This is a genomic window from Actinoplanes philippinensis, from assembly GCF_900113015.1.
Taxonomy (GTDB): Bacteria; Actinomycetota; Actinomycetes; order Mycobacteriales; family Micromonosporaceae; genus Actinoplanes; species Actinoplanes philippinensis.
In genome coordinates this window covers 143,796-157,588 of the sequence record NZ_FONV01000010.1, presented here as the reverse complement: position 1 = coordinate 157,588, position 13,793 = coordinate 143,796, and the positions used below count along the sequence as shown (strand labels likewise).

Below are 13,793 nucleotides of genomic sequence, written 5' to 3'. Positions count from 1 at the left end.
TGTTGACCATGCTTCGTGCCCGCCGACTCGCCTCCGCTGTTGTCGTCGCGTCCCTCGCCGTGGGTGGCCTGTCCGCCTGCCGCTCGGAGTCATCCGTGGCCGCCTATATGGGCAGCGCCGGTGACATCACCGAGAAGCAGGTCGACAAGGTCTGGACCGAGGCCTACGACGCCCTGAGCAAGCAGTCGGAGGCCGCGGCCGCGGAGGCCGAGACGGCACAGCGCGAGACCGAGAAGAAGCGTGCGGACGCCGGCGAGAAGGTCACCCCGTCGCCCACCATCACCGCCGAGCGGGCCCAGGTGCCGTTCACCCGGACCGAGGTGCTCCAGGCGCTGGTCGGCCACGAGATCTACGGCCGGCTCGCCGCCAAGCACTCGGTGAGCCTGCCCGCCGACGTGCCGTACGCGGAGTTCGCCGCCCAGAAGAAGCTGCCCGCCGACTCCACCTACGCCAAGCTCTACATCGAGAACTACTACCTCCGCGGCCTGCTCACCCAGTCGCTGGTCTCGGCCACCGCGCCGACCGAGGAGGACATGCGCCTCGTCTACGACCAGCTCGGCGCCAACGGAGGCGTCGAGCCCGGTCAGGACTTCGCGACCTGGCGAGCCGCCCAGGGCCAGCAGAACCTGCAGGCGGTCGCCGCCGCGGCCAAGCTGCGCGAGGAGGTCCGGGCCACCGCTGACGAGCTTCAGGTCAAACTCAATCCGCGGTACGCGTTCGACCTGACCGTGCTCGGTGTCGAAGCCGAGGCCGGCGCCGTGGACCTGCTCACCGCCGACTTCGACGACCGCTGGGCGGTCCCGGTGGACGACCTGTCTTGAGCACCCGGATCGTCCTGCTCGTCACGTCACCACGGCTACCGGCCGGGCTGCTGACCGCCGAGGCGTGGGACGCCGTCCGGGCGTACCCCGTCTTCGCCGCGGCGGACAGCGCCCAGGCCGAGGCGCTCCGGGTCACCGGCGTGCCGGTCACCGTCCTCGACACCGACGCCCAGGGCCTGCTCGACGCCGTCGCCGGGCAGCCGGCCGCCGTCTGGCTCGCCGGACCCGACGGCGACCAGGCCTTCGCGCGGCAGCTCGGGCTGCGACTGGCCCGCGAGCCAGGCCTGGCCGAGCTGGAGCTGATGTACGGCTCCTGGGACCCGCCCGGCGCCCGGCTCCTCGACGCCGTCACCGTGATGGACCGGCTCGTCTCACCCGGCGGCGACCCGTGGAAACGCGAACAGAACCACCTCACGCTCGCGCCGTACCTGCTGGAGGAGAGCTACGAGGCGTACGACGCGATCACCGGCGGCGACCTCGGCGCGCTCCGCGAGGAGCTCGGCGACGTGCTCCTGCAAGTGGTGCTGCACGCCCGCCTCGCCGAGGACCACGCCGAGGGCGAGCGGTGGACCATCGACGACGTGGCCGGTGGCCTGGTCGAGAAGATGATCCGCCGCAACCCGCACGTGTTCGCCGGTGAGCAGGTCGCCGACATCGAGGAGATCACCGCCAACTGGGAGCGGATCAAGCGCGAGGAGAAGTCCCGGGACTCGGTGCTCGACGGGATCGCGCTCAGCCAGCCGGCGCTCGCCTTGGCTGCGAAGATCCTGCACCGGGTCGAGCGGGGCGGGGTGTCCGTGCCGCTGCCCGCCGGTGACGACCTGGGCAGCCTGCTGCTGCGGGCGGTCGCCGAGGCGCACGCCGCCGGCCTCGACGCCGAAGCCGCGCTCCGTGCCGCCGCTCTCACCTACGCCGAAGCGGTCCGAGCCGCCGAGCGTTAGACCCGGCTGCCCGGCGCCGGGAAAATGTCAGTCCTTCCGAGTAGGTTTCACGGCATGCCGGAGTTCGTACCGCTTGCCGAGCGCATCGTCGACGCCCTCCTGGAGAGCGACCCCGCCACCGCCTCCTACGCGGGCGACCACCGTTTCGACGACCGCCTGCCCGACCACTCCGCCGTCGGCGTGTCCGACCGCGTCGCCATGCTGCGTGACGCCGGTGACGCGCTCAGCGGCGTCGACCCCGACGGCCTCGACCCGGAGGACCAGGTCGACCACGCGATCCTGACCGCCCGGGTGGAGCGTGCGCTGTTCGAGCTGACCGAGGTCCGCGAGCACGAGTGGAATCCGCTGGAGCACAACCCCGGCCCGCTGCTGCACGGGTTGATCGCCCGCCCGTTCGCGCCGCTCGACGAGCGGCTGACCAGCCTTGCCGGTCGTCTGGGGGCCATCCCCGACGCGCTGGCCACCGCCCGTGCCGTGTTGCGCGACGTGCCCCGCATCCACGCCGAGACCGCTGTCGGCCAGTTCGCCGGCACCGCCGGGCTGATCCGTGACGAGCTGCCCCGCCTGCTGGCCCAGGCCCCCGCCCTGCGCGGCGATGTGGAGCCGGTCGCGGCCCAGGCGCTCTCCGCGCTGGGCGAGTTCGACGGCTGGCTGCGCGCCCGGCTCGAGGGCGACGACCCCGGCCGCGATCCACGGCTCGGCCGCCGGCTGTGGGAGGCGCGTCTCTGGCACACCCTCGACACCGAGCTGCCCGCCGCCGAGATCCTGTCCCGCGCCCGGGCCAACCTCGACCGGGTCAGTGACGAGCTGCGTGCCGCCGCGGCCGAGCTGACCGGCGGCCCGGCCACCGACGAGACGGTCCGCCGCGCCCTCGACAGCATCGCCGAGCGGCATCCCGACGACACCACCATCGTCGGGCTGGCCAAGGTGACGATGGCCGAGGCGACCGAGTTCGTCCGGCGGCACGACGTCCTGTCGCTGGTGGACGATCCGTGTGTGATCGAGGAGATGCCGGAGTTCGCCCGCGGTGTCGCGGTGGCCTACTGTGACCCGCCCGGCCCGCTCGAGACAGCCGACGTGCCCACGTTCTACTGCATCGCGCCGGCCCCCGCCGACTGGCCGGCCGAGCGGATCGCCAGCTTCTACCGTGAGTACAACGACGAGATGCTGCGCAACCTCACCGTCCACGAGGCGATGCCCGGCCACTTCCTGCAGATCGCCCACTCCCGGCGCTTCCGGGCCGCCACCCGGGTCCGTTCGCTCGGCTGGTCCGGCCCGTTCGTCGAGGGCTGGGCGGTGTATGCCGAGGAGCTGATGGCCGGTCTCGGCTTCGGCGGCCTGCCGGTGCGGGTGCAGCAGCTCAAGATGCAGCTGCGGATGAGCCTCAACGCGATCATCGACCAGCTCACCCACTGCGAGGACCTGCCCGAGGCCGAGGCGATGGCGCTGATGACCGGTCGCGGCTTCCAGGAGGAGGGCGAGGCGGCCGGCAAGTGGCGGCGGGCGCTGCTCACCTCGACCCAGCTCTCCACGTATTTCGTCGGCTACACCGAGGTGGCGGCGATCGCGGCGGCGCGGCCGTTCGGCGCCACACCGAAGGCCTGGCACGACGCGATGCTGGCCCACGGGTCCCCGCCGCCCCGGCATCTGCGCGCCCTCCTGGGCGTCTGACCCGCCGCCGATCGTGGTTGATCGACCACAATCGCGGACACCGGGAGGCCGCTGGGAGCGCAGCGCTCACCTTTCAGCGAAAGCGTTCAGCGAGTCCGGAGGAGCCGACGAGTCTCGAGTGAATCGGATGGGCCTCGTGGCCGCCGAGTTCGGAGCGGTGCGGGACCGCAAGCGGGTCCGCTGGGGCTGCCCTGTGCGGGCGATCTGCGCGGCGGGCTTGTGCGGGTGGTCCGTGCGGCGGGCGGTTCGTGCGGCGGGCGGTTCGTGCGGCGGGCGGTTCGCGCGGCGAGCGGTTCGCGGCGGGCGGGCCGGGCGGCGGGCGGTTCGCGGCGGGCGGTTCGCGCGGCGAGCGGTCTGCGCGGCGGGCGGTTCGGGAGTCGTGCGGGGCGCTGGGATGCGGGCGGTCGCGGTCGTCAGGCGGGTCGGCGGTCGTCCAGGTGGGCGTCCGGGGGGACGGTGAAGTCGGCCTCGTCGGTGCCGGAGCTGTAGTCGGTGAGCAGCATCTCGACGGGGGTGCCCTGGACCGTTCCGGTGAAGGCGGCGACGGTGCCCTCGCCCGTCACGCAGACCTCGAACCCGGCGCCGAACTTCAGACACGATGCGTATCGCCCGGCGATCGTGGTCTCCCGGGGTACCACCTCCACGCCCGGATCTATCGCGGCGACCTCCAGCATGTCGAGGATCGCGGACGGGGTGATCAACCCGGTGGAAGCCGGGATCGTCTGGTCGGCGTCCGGTGACGTGGCGGTGCAGACCGCCTTCCCGCCGGAGCCGTCGCAGCGGGTGACGGCGTCCGGTGTGCTGATCAGACTGCCGGACGGCCAGCTGTAGGCGACCCGGGACGGCGACTGCGCGCGCACCACCCGGGCTGTCGCGCCGCCGGCCAGGCGGTAGGTGGTCGTCCAGGTCAGCGCGTCGGCGGCGGCGACCCGGTCGGCGGCCTCGGAGACCAGCGCCTCGTCGGCGATGCCGGCCGCGCCGGCCTGGTCGAGGCCGGTGCAGGCGGTCACACCGCCCAGAGCCAGAACGAGCACTGCCGCGAGCCGGGCCGCGCCGGTCGGGTGTCGGCTGCCTCCGTCGGTCGGGAGCCGGACGGGACGGGCCGGCTGGCGCGGGGTGGCGGGCACGGAGACCACCCTGACGTACCCGCGCCACCCCACGCAATCGAGTATCCGGCGACGTATGTCGATGATTCGAGGGCTTATGGCACGACAATTAACCGGCCGGAGGCCCTCCATTCACGGGACTTCCCGGCCGTATTCGAATTCGCATTCCGGATTCACCGGGCGGCGGCCGCGGCCAGTGCCTCCTCGGCCAGGGCGGTGGCGGCTGCCGCTTCGCGCCGGGCCTGTGACTGGAGGCGCATCACGTACCTCCGGATGATCTTCGCCTGTCGCTCGTCCTGCTCGAAGATCGCGACCATCTCGGTGACCAGGGGCCCGCGGACCGGAACCTGCTGGCGGATCTGCGCGACCCGGTACGCGGTGGCCGGGAACTGCACGACGTCGTCGCCGAGCTGCAGGCGGAGCAGCATCTCCTCGCCGGGCCGCAGGTCGACGTCGCTGAAGTAGGCCCGCACCGAGCGCTCGCTGAGGTCGTGCACCCGCCCGACGCGTTGCGGGTCGTCGGCCCGGACCAGCAGGATGCTCTCGCCGCCTCCGCCGCGCACGAAGTTCCGCAGCTGCTCGATCTTCGGATCACCGAGCGGCGTGACGTCGATCCGGTTCTCTTCGGTCCCCCGCACCGTCGCCTGCTGGGTGTACCGGCCACGAGGGCCGGCCGGCCAGCGCAGGACGACCACGGCACCGACCGCGAGCTGGGCGTCGGCGAGCGGGAGGGACAGCGTCACGGTGGTCTCGGCGACCCGGACCACGCGGACTTCCGTGAGGGTCTCGGCCCCGATGTCCAACTCGACACGCGACCCGTCTGCGGGAAACAGGCTACTGGTCATAGTGTTCATCGCTTCGGCAGGTACGCCGCAGGTTTGAGGCGATCCGGCAGGGGAGTTCACCGGCCGAGCGAACACGCCATTGCCGGACTCGATACGCTCTGCGGTGTGGTCGGCCCGCAGGGTCGCGGACCGAAACTGTATTCGTACAACTATTAGGGAGCGACACGACCAATGGCCACCATTGAAGCAATCGTCGCCCGCGAGATCCTCGATTCCCGGGGCAACCCGACCGTCGAGGTCGAGGTCGGCCTGGACGACGGCTCGGTCGGCCGCGCCGCGGTGCCGTCCGGCGCCTCCACCGGCGCGTTCGAGGCGCTCGAGCTCCGTGACGGTGACAAGGGCCGCTACCTCGGCAAGGGTGTCGAGAAGGCGGTCGCCAACATCGAGGAGCAGATCGTCGAGGAGCTCGTCGGTTACGAGGCCTCCGACCAGCGCCTGATCGACCAGAAGATGATCGACATCGACGGCACCGACACCAAGTCGTCGCTCGGCGCGAACGCGATCCTCGGCGTCTCGCTCGCCGTGGCCAAGGCCGCCGCCGCCTCCGCCGAGCTGCCGCTCTTCCGTTACCTCGGTGGCCCGAACGCGGCGCTGCTGCCGGTCCCGATGATGAACATCCTCAACGGTGGCGCGCACGCCGACTCGAACGTCGACGTGCAGGAGTTCATGATCGCTCCGATCGGCGCGCCGACCTTCCGGGAGGCCGTGCGCAGCGGCGCCGAGGTCTACCACGCGCTCAAGTCGGTGCTGAAGAAGAAGGGCCTGTCCACCGGCCTCGGCGACGAGGGCGGCTTCGCGCCGAGCCTGTCGGCGAACGTCGCGGCCCTGGAGCTGATCGCCGAGGCCGTCCAGGCCGCCGGTTACACCCTGGGCAGCGACATCGTCCTGGCCATGGACGTCGCGGCCACCGAGTTCCACAAGGACGGGGCGTACGTTTTCGAGGGCGCGCCGAAGTCGACCGAGGAGATGATCGCGTACTACGCGAAGCTCGTCGCCGACTTCCCGATCGTCTCCATCGAGGACCCGCTGGGTGAGGACGACTGGGCCGGCTGGAGCGCGATGACCGCCGAGCTCGGCAGCAAGATCCAGATCGTCGGCGACGACCTGTTCGTCACCAACCCGCAGCGCCTGGCCCGCGGCATCGCCGAGAACGCCGCGAACGCCCTGCTGGTCAAGGTGAACCAGATCGGCTCGCTGACCGAGACGCTGGACGCCGTGGACCTGGCCCACCGGGCCGGCTTCAAGACGATGATGAGCCACCGGTCCGGCGAGACCGAGGACGTCACCATCGCCGACCTGGCCGTCGCGGTCGGCTCCGGCCAGATCAAGACCGGCGCCCCGGCCCGGTCCGACCGGGTCGCGAAGTACAACCAGCTCCTGCGCATCGAGGAGCAGCTGGAGAGCGCCGCCCGGTACGCCGGTGCGGGCGCGTTCCCGCGTTACCGCGTCGGCTGACGGCCGGACGTCGGATCATCGAAGAACCGCCCGGGCACGGCGGTGGACGCCGGGGTGATCCGGCTCTCGCCGGCCCGGAGCGGGCTCGGTTTGTGGCGCCCGCCCATGGAGGCATAGGTTTCCAGGACGGGCGCCACGATCCACGGCTGACGGGAGGGCGGAGATGACGGAACGCCGCACGCCGAGCGGCCAGGGCCCGACCCGTCGCCGCCCCGGAGCGGCCGGCCGGCCCTCCGCGTCCCGCACGAGAAACACGGGTCCGATCCGGGTGCCGTCCGCTCGGCGTACTCCTGCGGGATCCTCCGGCGGCGCAGCCGCGCAGCGCACCGACGCTCCCCGCCCGCGCGCGCTGACCAGCCGGGCCACCATCCTCATCGCGCTCGTCGTCGTTCTCGCTCTCGCCTACACGTATCCCCTTCGGGTGTATCTGGAGCAGGAGTCGCAGATCGCTGAGATGGAGGCGGCGGTGGCCGCGCAGCGGGCCGATATCGCCGCGGCGGAGAAGCAGCTGGCGAAGTGGAAGGACCCGGAGTATCTGCGCATCCAGGCGCTGGAGCGTTTCTCCTATGTGCGTCCCGGTGAGACACCGCTGCTCGTCGTGCCGAACGAGGAGGACGAGGCGGCCGCCGCGCAGACCCCGGCCGCGGCCCCCGACAGGTGGTACGACACGCTGTGGAGCAGTGTCCAGGCGGCCAACGCCGAGACCTCCAAGTAGAAATCCCAGGACTGATCCGGACTGATGGACGAACCCACTCCCGCCGACCTCGACATCGTGGCGGCCCAGCTCGGCCGTCGCCCGCGCGGCACCCGGGCGATCGCGCACCGCTGCCCGTGCGGCAACCCCGACGTGGTGGAGACCTCGCCGCGTCTGGATGACGGCACGCCGTTCCCCACCATGTATTACCTGACCTGCCCGCATGCGACCGCGGCGTGCAGCCGGCTGGAGTCGGCCGGCGTCATGCGCGACATGCAGGAGCGTCTCAGCACCGATCCGGAGCTGGCCAAGAGGTATGCGGCCGCCCACCAGGACTATCTGGACCGGCGGACCGCCGTCGAGGACGTGCCGGAGATCCGGAACGTGTCGGCCGGTGGCATGCCCGACCGGGTGAAATGCCTGCATGTCCATCTCGGGCACGCGCTGGCCGCCGGGCGGGGCGTCAACCCGTTCGGCGACGAGGTGCGCGACGCGGTCGAGCCGTATTGGGCGGGTGGCCCCTGCGTGCGGCTGGCGGACGACGAGTGAGGATCCGGCGGGCCCGGACCGGGGACGTGCGGGCGATCCGGTCCCTGGTGGATACGTATACGACTGATCGCCGGCTGCTCAGCAAGGCCACCGTGACGCTCTACGAGCAGGTCCAGGAGTTCTGGGTGGCGGAGGCGGAGGACGGCCGGGTGGTCGGCTGCGGCGCTCTGCACGTCATGTGGGAGGACCTGGCCGAGATCCGGACGGTGGCGGTCGACCCGACGTTGCGCGGGCAGAAGATCGGTCACCGGATCGTGGCGGCGCTCCTCGACCAGGCTCGTGAGCTGGGCGTGGCCCGGGTGTTCTGTCTCACGTTCGAGACCCGGTTCTTCGGGTCGTTCGGGTTCACCGAGATCGACGGGGCGGCCGTGCCACACGGCGTCTACGAGCAGTTGCTCCGGTCGTACGACGAGGGTGTCGCCGAATTCCTCGACCTGGAACGGGTCAAGCCGAACACGCTGGGGAACACGAGAATGCTGCTGCACCTATGAGCCGGCGCGTGGCCGCGATCGACTGCGGGACCAATGCGATCCGCCTGCTTATCGCCGACGTGGCCGGGGACAGGCTGACCGACGTCGCCCGGCGGATGGAGATCGTCCGGCTGGGGGAGGGCGTGGACCGGACCGGGATGCTCGCTCCGGCCGCGATCGAGCGTACCCGGCAGGCTCTTCTCGGTTATGCCGCGGAGATCGCCGAGCTGGGCGTGACCCGGGTGCGGATGTGTGCCACGTCGGCCAGCCGGGACGCGTCGAACGCGCAGGACTTCCGGGACATGGTGCGCGGCGTGCTGGGCATCGATCCGGAGGTGATCACCGGCGAGCAGGAGGCCGAGCTGTCCTTTCTGGGCGCCGTGAACGGCCTGGACGCCGAGGGCCCCTACCTGGTCTACGACCTGGGCGGCGGCTCCACCGAGTTCGTCACGGGCACGACCGGCGTCGAGAAGTCGATCTCGATGGACATCGGCTGTGTCCGGATGACCGAGCGGCACCTGCACGGCGATCCGCCGACGGCGGCGGAGCTGGCGGCGGCCGAGGCGGACGTCATCGAGGCCGTCGACACGGCCTTGGCGGCCGTGTCCGGCAAATCGGCGCGGACGTTGGTCGGCCTTGCCGGGACGGTCACCACGGTTGCCGCTCTGGCTCACGACCTCGAGGAGTACGACTCCGAGCGCATCCACCACAGCCGGATCGACACCGCGACCGTCGCCCGGGTGACCGACGAGCTGCTGGCGATGACCGTCGCCGAGCGGCTGGCCCTGCCGGTGATGCACCCCGGCCGTGCCGACGTGATCGGCGCCGGCGCCCTGATCATGAAACTGATCAGTGAGCGCTCCGGCCACGACTTCGTGATCGCCTCGGAGCACGACATCCTCGACGGCATCGCCTTCGGCCTGGCCTGATCTGCCTGCAAGAGAGGACCCGGTAGCGCGTTGTTGACGGTACTTCGGATTGCGCAGTAGTGTGCTTCGCGTGGATGCGACGCAACTGCTCAAAGGGGTGCTCGACCTGGCCGTCCTGGCGGTGCTGCGCGACGAGGACGGTTACGGCTACGACATCCTGCGGCGTCTGCGCGCGGCCGGCCTGGAGGAGGTCGGCGACGCCTCGGTCTACGGCACGTTGCGCCGGCTCTTCAACAACGGCCTGCTGAACAGCTATGTGGTGCCCAGTGACGAGGGGCCGCACCGGAAGTACTACGCACTCAACGAGGCCGGTCGCGCCGAGCTGCAGAGCTCCGGCAAGGTGTGGCAGGGCTTCGCGTCGATCATGGAAGATCTGCTTCGCGAGCGGGGGAAGGCGTGAACCTCACGGCACAGGACGAGATCGCCGTCTACGTCGAGGGCGTCCGGGAGGCGCTCGCCGGTCTGCCGGCCGCGACCCGTGACGAGCTGCTCGAAGATCTGCCGGAACACCTGGCCGAGGTGCTGGCCGAGGGCGGTGGCTCGCTCCATGAGCGGCTCGGCCCGCCCGCCGCCTACGCCGCCGAGCTGAGCGCGAGCGCCGGCTTCACCGCCACCACGCCACCCGCCGGGGAGCGGTCGCGGGTCGCGGCGACGGCCGCTCGCCATCGCGCGCGGATCGACCGGGCGCTGCGTAGCTTCGACGAGCAGGCCGGGCCGATTCTCGGCTATGCGCGGGCGAGTGAGTTCCTGGCGCTGCTCCGCCCCGCCTGGTGGGTCCTGCGGGGCTATCTGGCGGCGATGTCCGTGGCGTTCCTGCTGCACGACCACGGCACCCCGCTGGGGCTGCTGCCCCGGGCCGGTGGTGACGACCTGGCCGCGATCCTGCTGCTCGGCCTCGGCATCCTCGGCTCGATCTGGCTGGGCCGCCGGGGCCGTCCGGTCGCACCGTGGCCGCGGCGCCTGCAGCGACTGGGCACCGGCTTCCTGGTGCTCTTCGCGGTGATCGGCTTCTTCGAGGTCGATTCGGCTGCGCAGCGCGATTATCAGTACTACGACAGTGTCGGCTACACCGATGAGCGCCCCGGTCCGTTGAGTGATGTTCGCGACGTCTTCGTCTACGACGGTGACGGCAAGCTCCTGGTGGGTGTCCAGCTCTACGACCAAGATGGGCAGCCGATCCGGGTCGGCGAGCCGGGCTGTTACGACGCCCAGGGCAATCCGGTGCCGATCACGAATCCGGGATATCCGTATTGCCCGTCGCAAGCGCCGTTCCAAAGCGGCGAACCGGCGTTGTCCACAGCTCCGTCCACAGGGCCCTCGGGGGCCTCCGCAGATCCGTCACCAGCCACACCGTCCTCAACTCCCACCAGGTGACACCGATGTTGGTTGCGGCTCGGCCACGGTGAGGAATCAGGCTGCAAAGGGGATCGCGCGCAAGCGACGTCGGTCGCTATCCTCGCGTGCCGGCCAGCGATGCCGGCCGTACCCCTTGAAAGGAAAGCCCGATGACAGACCCGGTTGTGCCGCCCTCATCCGGTGGCCAGTTCCCGCCGCCGAACGCGGGGCCCCAGGGTTACCCGCCTCCCAACGCCGGTGGCCAGTTCCCGCCGCCGAACGCGGGGGCTCCGGGCTTCCCGCCGCCCAACGCGGGCGTTCCCGGCGCTCCGGCTCCTTTCCCTGGCACTGAGGGCAAGAAGAAGAGCGGGTTCGCCAAGAAGGCGCTCAGCATCCTCGGCACCATCGTTGTGATCGTCGTCATCGCGGCGATCAAGTTCGGGATCGGCTCGGCCCTCTCCGAGGACCCGACCAAGGACGCGAAGGCCGGCGACTGCATCGGCGTCTCGCAGGAGGTCAAGGAGACCACCACCGAGGTCGAGGCCAAGATCGTCGAGTGCTCCTCGTCCGACGCGAAATACACCGTGCTCGGTCGCGTCGAGGGCATCAAGGACGAGAAAAGCACCGCCTGTGACGACATCATCAACAAGGGCCTCAAGGAGGGCGAGGAGGGTGCCGTCATCGCCTCCCAGGAGGACAAGGGCTACCTGCTCTGCCTGAAGGTCAACTGACCTTCGTAACGCTCACGGGGCCGGGTCGGTCACGGGCATCCGAGCGGATGTCCGCGGCCGACCCGGTTGCGTTCCGTCCCGCGCGGGGATGCTGTGCTGGACGGGTGCTTCCGTCCGGCGCCTCCGCGCGTACCCCCGACATGGTCGTCGCCCAGGCGGCCGGGGCCGCCTCGCTGGCCGAGGTCGACGCCGGTGTCGCGGATTGTTTCGCCTGCCCCCGCCTGGTCGCCTGGCGCACCGACGTGGCGGTCACCAAGCGGGCCTCCTTCCGCGATCAGGAGTATTGGGGCCGTCCGGTCCCCGGGATGGGCCCGGCCGACGCCGAGATCGCCATCCTCGGGCTGGCGCCGGCCGCGCACGGCGGCAACCGCACCGGGCGGATCTTCACCGGCGACCGCTCCGGGGATGTGCTCTTCGCCGCACTGCACCGCGCCGGTCTCGCCAGCCAGCCGACGAGTGTCGCCGCCGACGACGGCCTGGAGCTGCGGCACACCCGGATCTTCGCGGCGGTCCGCTGCGCCCCGCCGGACAACAAGCCGACACCGGAGGAGCGTGACACGTGCGCGCCGTGGAGCCGGCGCGAGCTGGAGCTGATCCGGCCGACCCTGCGGGTGGTGGTCGCGCTCGGCGCGTTCGCCTGGGCCGCGTGGTGGCCGGCGATGACCGCGGCCTACGGTGTGCGCCCTCCCGTGCCACGTCCGAAATTCGGGCACGGCGCCCAGGTCAGCGTGCCGGGCGCGCCCGTTCTGCTGGGCTGTTTCCACGTCAGCCAGCAGAACACGTTCACCGGCCGGCTCACCCCCGGCATGCTCGACGACGTGTTCGGCCGTGCGAAGGGTCTGGCGGGCCTGGCATGATGCGAGCGCCGACAATCCCCGAGCCACGGATCTGAGCCGTTATGGACTTCGCCGCACTGCGCCGATGGTGGCCACTCGCCGCTGTCCTCGGACTGCTCTTCGTGACCTCGCTCGCCGCGACCCGGTCCGCCCCGCAGCTCGACCAGCTCGAGCCGGACGCCGAGCCCACCCGCCCGCCGCTGCTGCCACCCCGCCCGTCCGTGCAGCCGAGCTTCCAGGAGACCGTCCCGGAGCCGGCCCGGGTCCTGCCCGACTGGGTGGGCACCGCCACCCTGGTGGTGCTGATCACCGGGGCGGTCCTGATGGTGATCGGTCTCACTTGGGCGCTGGTCCGCGACCACCTGCGCCGCCGCCCGGCCCGCGCCGGGCGCCACCAGCCGCGCCGGGCCCAGCAGACGGCCGACGACCTGGTCGCCGCCCTCGACGCCGGCCTGGAGGAGCTGTCCGACACCGACCGTGACCCGCGCCGGGCGGTGATCGCCTGCTGGGTGCGGCTGGAGGACGCCGCGGCCGCCGCAGGCACGCCACGTCACCCCGGCGACAGCCCCACCGACTACGTCGGACGGTTGCTCGCCGAGCAGCGGGTCGACGCCGGCGTGCTGGCCGCGCTGCTGGAGGTCTACCGCGAGGCGCGATATGCGACGCACACCGTCGACGACCAGATGCGCCAGCAGGCACGATCGGCCCTGGAGCGGCTCCGCGCCGACCTGGGTGCGACGCGGAGCGCGGGCGTGAGCGGGGCCCCGGCATGAGGCGGCCTCGTCCTTTCCGGCGCCCCCGCATCGAGGCGGAGGTGACGGCATGAGCGACGGTGGTCTGGACGATCTCTTCAGCATCGCCGACCGCCCGCGTGCGGTCGAGGAGCCGGAGGCTGTCGACAAGCGACGCTCGATCGCCGTGGCGCTGGCCGGCAACGCCGCAGTCATCGGCCTGGTCGCCGTGGTCATCGTCGCCGGGCTGCGCGCCCTGGGCACCAGTATCTCGCTGTTGCTGCTGATCAGCCTGCTGATCGGGCTGCGCGTGGTGATCTACGCGGCCCGCCTGGTGGCCCCACCGCCGGCGCCCCGGCTGCGGTCCAAAATCGGCGCCGGCGCGTCACCGTCCGGTGACGCGCTGCGAGCCGCCGTCCGCCGCTGGGAGCAGAACCTGGACCGGGCCCACTCCGACCCGGATCTGTATGCGCGTAACGTTCTGCCGGTGCTCGCGGAAATGGCCGACGAACGGTTGCGCCTGCGGCACGGCTTCACCCGGGCCAGTGACCCGCGCCGAGCCCGGGAGCTCCTCGGTGACGACCTCTGGTCGGCGCTGTCCGGTCCGGGCCGGCGCGCGCTCAAGGCCCGGGATGTCGAGACTTACCTAGACGCCATGGAACGACTGTGAGAAAGGTGC

At 71.5% G+C, this 13,793-nt stretch carries 16 protein-coding genes; 14 read left to right on the top strand and 2 right to left on the bottom strand.

Annotated elements, in window-relative coordinates; genetic code table 11:
- Window positions 1–8: 8 nt before the first annotated feature.
- The 3 genes from BM290_RS26635 to BM290_RS26625 are packed head-to-tail and all read left to right on the top strand — an operon-like array spanning window position 9 to window position 3,433.
- Complete coding sequence (locus tag BM290_RS26635; protein ID WP_143133976.1) at window positions 9–821, top strand: hypothetical protein; 813 nt, start codon at window positions 9–11, stop codon at window positions 819–821.
- The gene (locus BM290_RS26630; RefSeq protein ID WP_093618633.1) at window positions 818–1,762 is read left to right on the top strand and encodes a nucleoside triphosphate pyrophosphohydrolase; all 945 of its coding nucleotides are present in this window, start codon (window positions 818–820) and stop codon (window positions 1,760–1,762) included. Before BM290_RS26635 ends, BM290_RS26630 begins: the two co-directional genes overlap by 4 nt.
- 54 nt (window positions 1,763–1,816) lie before the next feature.
- On the top strand, window positions 1,817–3,433 hold the full coding sequence (locus BM290_RS26625) for a DUF885 domain-containing protein (protein WP_093618632.1): 1,617 nt from the start codon (window positions 1,817–1,819) through the stop codon (window positions 3,431–3,433).
- Between the two features lie 413 nt (window positions 3,434–3,846).
- Here BM290_RS26625 and BM290_RS26620 read toward each other — a convergent pair whose 3' ends face one another.
- The gene (locus BM290_RS26620; RefSeq protein ID WP_143133975.1) at window positions 3,847–4,560 is read right to left on the bottom strand and encodes a hypothetical protein; all 714 of its coding nucleotides are present in this window, start codon (window positions 4,558–4,560) and stop codon (window positions 3,847–3,849) included.
- Window positions 4,561–4,712: 152 nt separating this feature from the next.
- On the bottom strand, window positions 4,713–5,384 hold the full coding sequence (locus BM290_RS26615; RefSeq protein WP_093618630.1) for a hypothetical protein: 672 nt from the start codon (window positions 5,382–5,384) through the stop codon (window positions 4,713–4,715).
- Window positions 5,385–5,555: 171 nt separating this feature from the next.
- Between BM290_RS26615 and eno the strand changes: the two genes are divergently transcribed.
- From eno to BM290_RS26560, 11 genes are all read left to right on the top strand, one after another.
- Window positions 5,556–6,839 carry a phosphopyruvate hydratase gene (gene eno / locus BM290_RS26610; RefSeq protein WP_093618629.1) on the top strand — a complete coding sequence of 428 codons (1,284 nt, stop codon included), beginning with the start codon at window positions 5,556–5,558 and terminating at the stop codon, window positions 6,837–6,839.
- Window positions 6,840–7,002: 163 nt separating this feature from the next.
- On the top strand, window positions 7,003–7,554 hold the full coding sequence (locus BM290_RS26605; RefSeq protein ID WP_093618628.1) for an FtsB family cell division protein: 552 nt from the start codon (window positions 7,003–7,005) through the stop codon (window positions 7,552–7,554).
- A 24-nt stretch (window positions 7,555–7,578) separates the two neighbouring features.
- A complete protein-coding gene (locus tag BM290_RS26600) occupies window positions 7,579–8,082 on the top strand; it encodes a DUF501 domain-containing protein (protein WP_239143716.1) in 504 nt (167 codons plus the stop codon).
- Complete coding sequence (locus BM290_RS26595) at window positions 8,055–8,573, top strand: amino-acid N-acetyltransferase (protein WP_239143717.1); 519 nt, start codon at window positions 8,055–8,057, stop codon at window positions 8,571–8,573. Before BM290_RS26600 ends, BM290_RS26595 begins: the two co-directional genes overlap by 28 nt.
- Window positions 8,574–8,581: 8 nt before the next feature.
- Window positions 8,582–9,481, top strand: a complete 900-nt coding sequence (locus BM290_RS26590) for a Ppx/GppA phosphatase family protein (protein ID WP_093618910.1) — start codon at window positions 8,582–8,584, stop codon at window positions 9,479–9,481.
- A 70-nt stretch (window positions 9,482–9,551) separates the two neighbouring features.
- Window positions 9,552–9,881, top strand: a complete 330-nt coding sequence (locus BM290_RS26585; RefSeq protein WP_093618626.1) for a PadR family transcriptional regulator — start codon at window positions 9,552–9,554, stop codon at window positions 9,879–9,881.
- Window positions 9,878–10,855: an HAAS signaling domain-containing protein gene (locus BM290_RS26580; RefSeq protein ID WP_093618625.1), complete on the top strand. Its 978-nt coding sequence runs from the start codon at window positions 9,878–9,880 to the stop codon at window positions 10,853–10,855. Before BM290_RS26585 ends, BM290_RS26580 begins: the two co-directional genes overlap by 4 nt.
- Window positions 10,856–10,986: 131 nt before the next feature.
- Complete coding sequence (locus tag BM290_RS47570; RefSeq protein ID WP_143133974.1) at window positions 10,987–11,547, top strand: LppU/SCO3897 family protein; 561 nt, start codon at window positions 10,987–10,989, stop codon at window positions 11,545–11,547.
- Between the two features lie 140 nt (window positions 11,548–11,687).
- A complete protein-coding gene (locus BM290_RS26570) occupies window positions 11,688–12,404 on the top strand; it encodes a uracil-DNA glycosylase (protein WP_093618623.1) in 717 nt (238 codons plus the stop codon).
- Window positions 12,405–12,445: 41 nt separating this feature from the next.
- Window positions 12,446–13,156, top strand: coding sequence for a DUF4129 domain-containing protein (locus BM290_RS26565; protein ID WP_093618622.1), 711 nt, complete (start codon window positions 12,446–12,448; stop codon window positions 13,154–13,156).
- Between the two features lie 49 nt (window positions 13,157–13,205).
- A complete protein-coding gene (locus BM290_RS26560; RefSeq protein WP_093618621.1) occupies window positions 13,206–13,784 on the top strand; it encodes a hypothetical protein in 579 nt (192 codons plus the stop codon).
- Window positions 13,785–13,793: the final 9 nt, after the last annotated feature.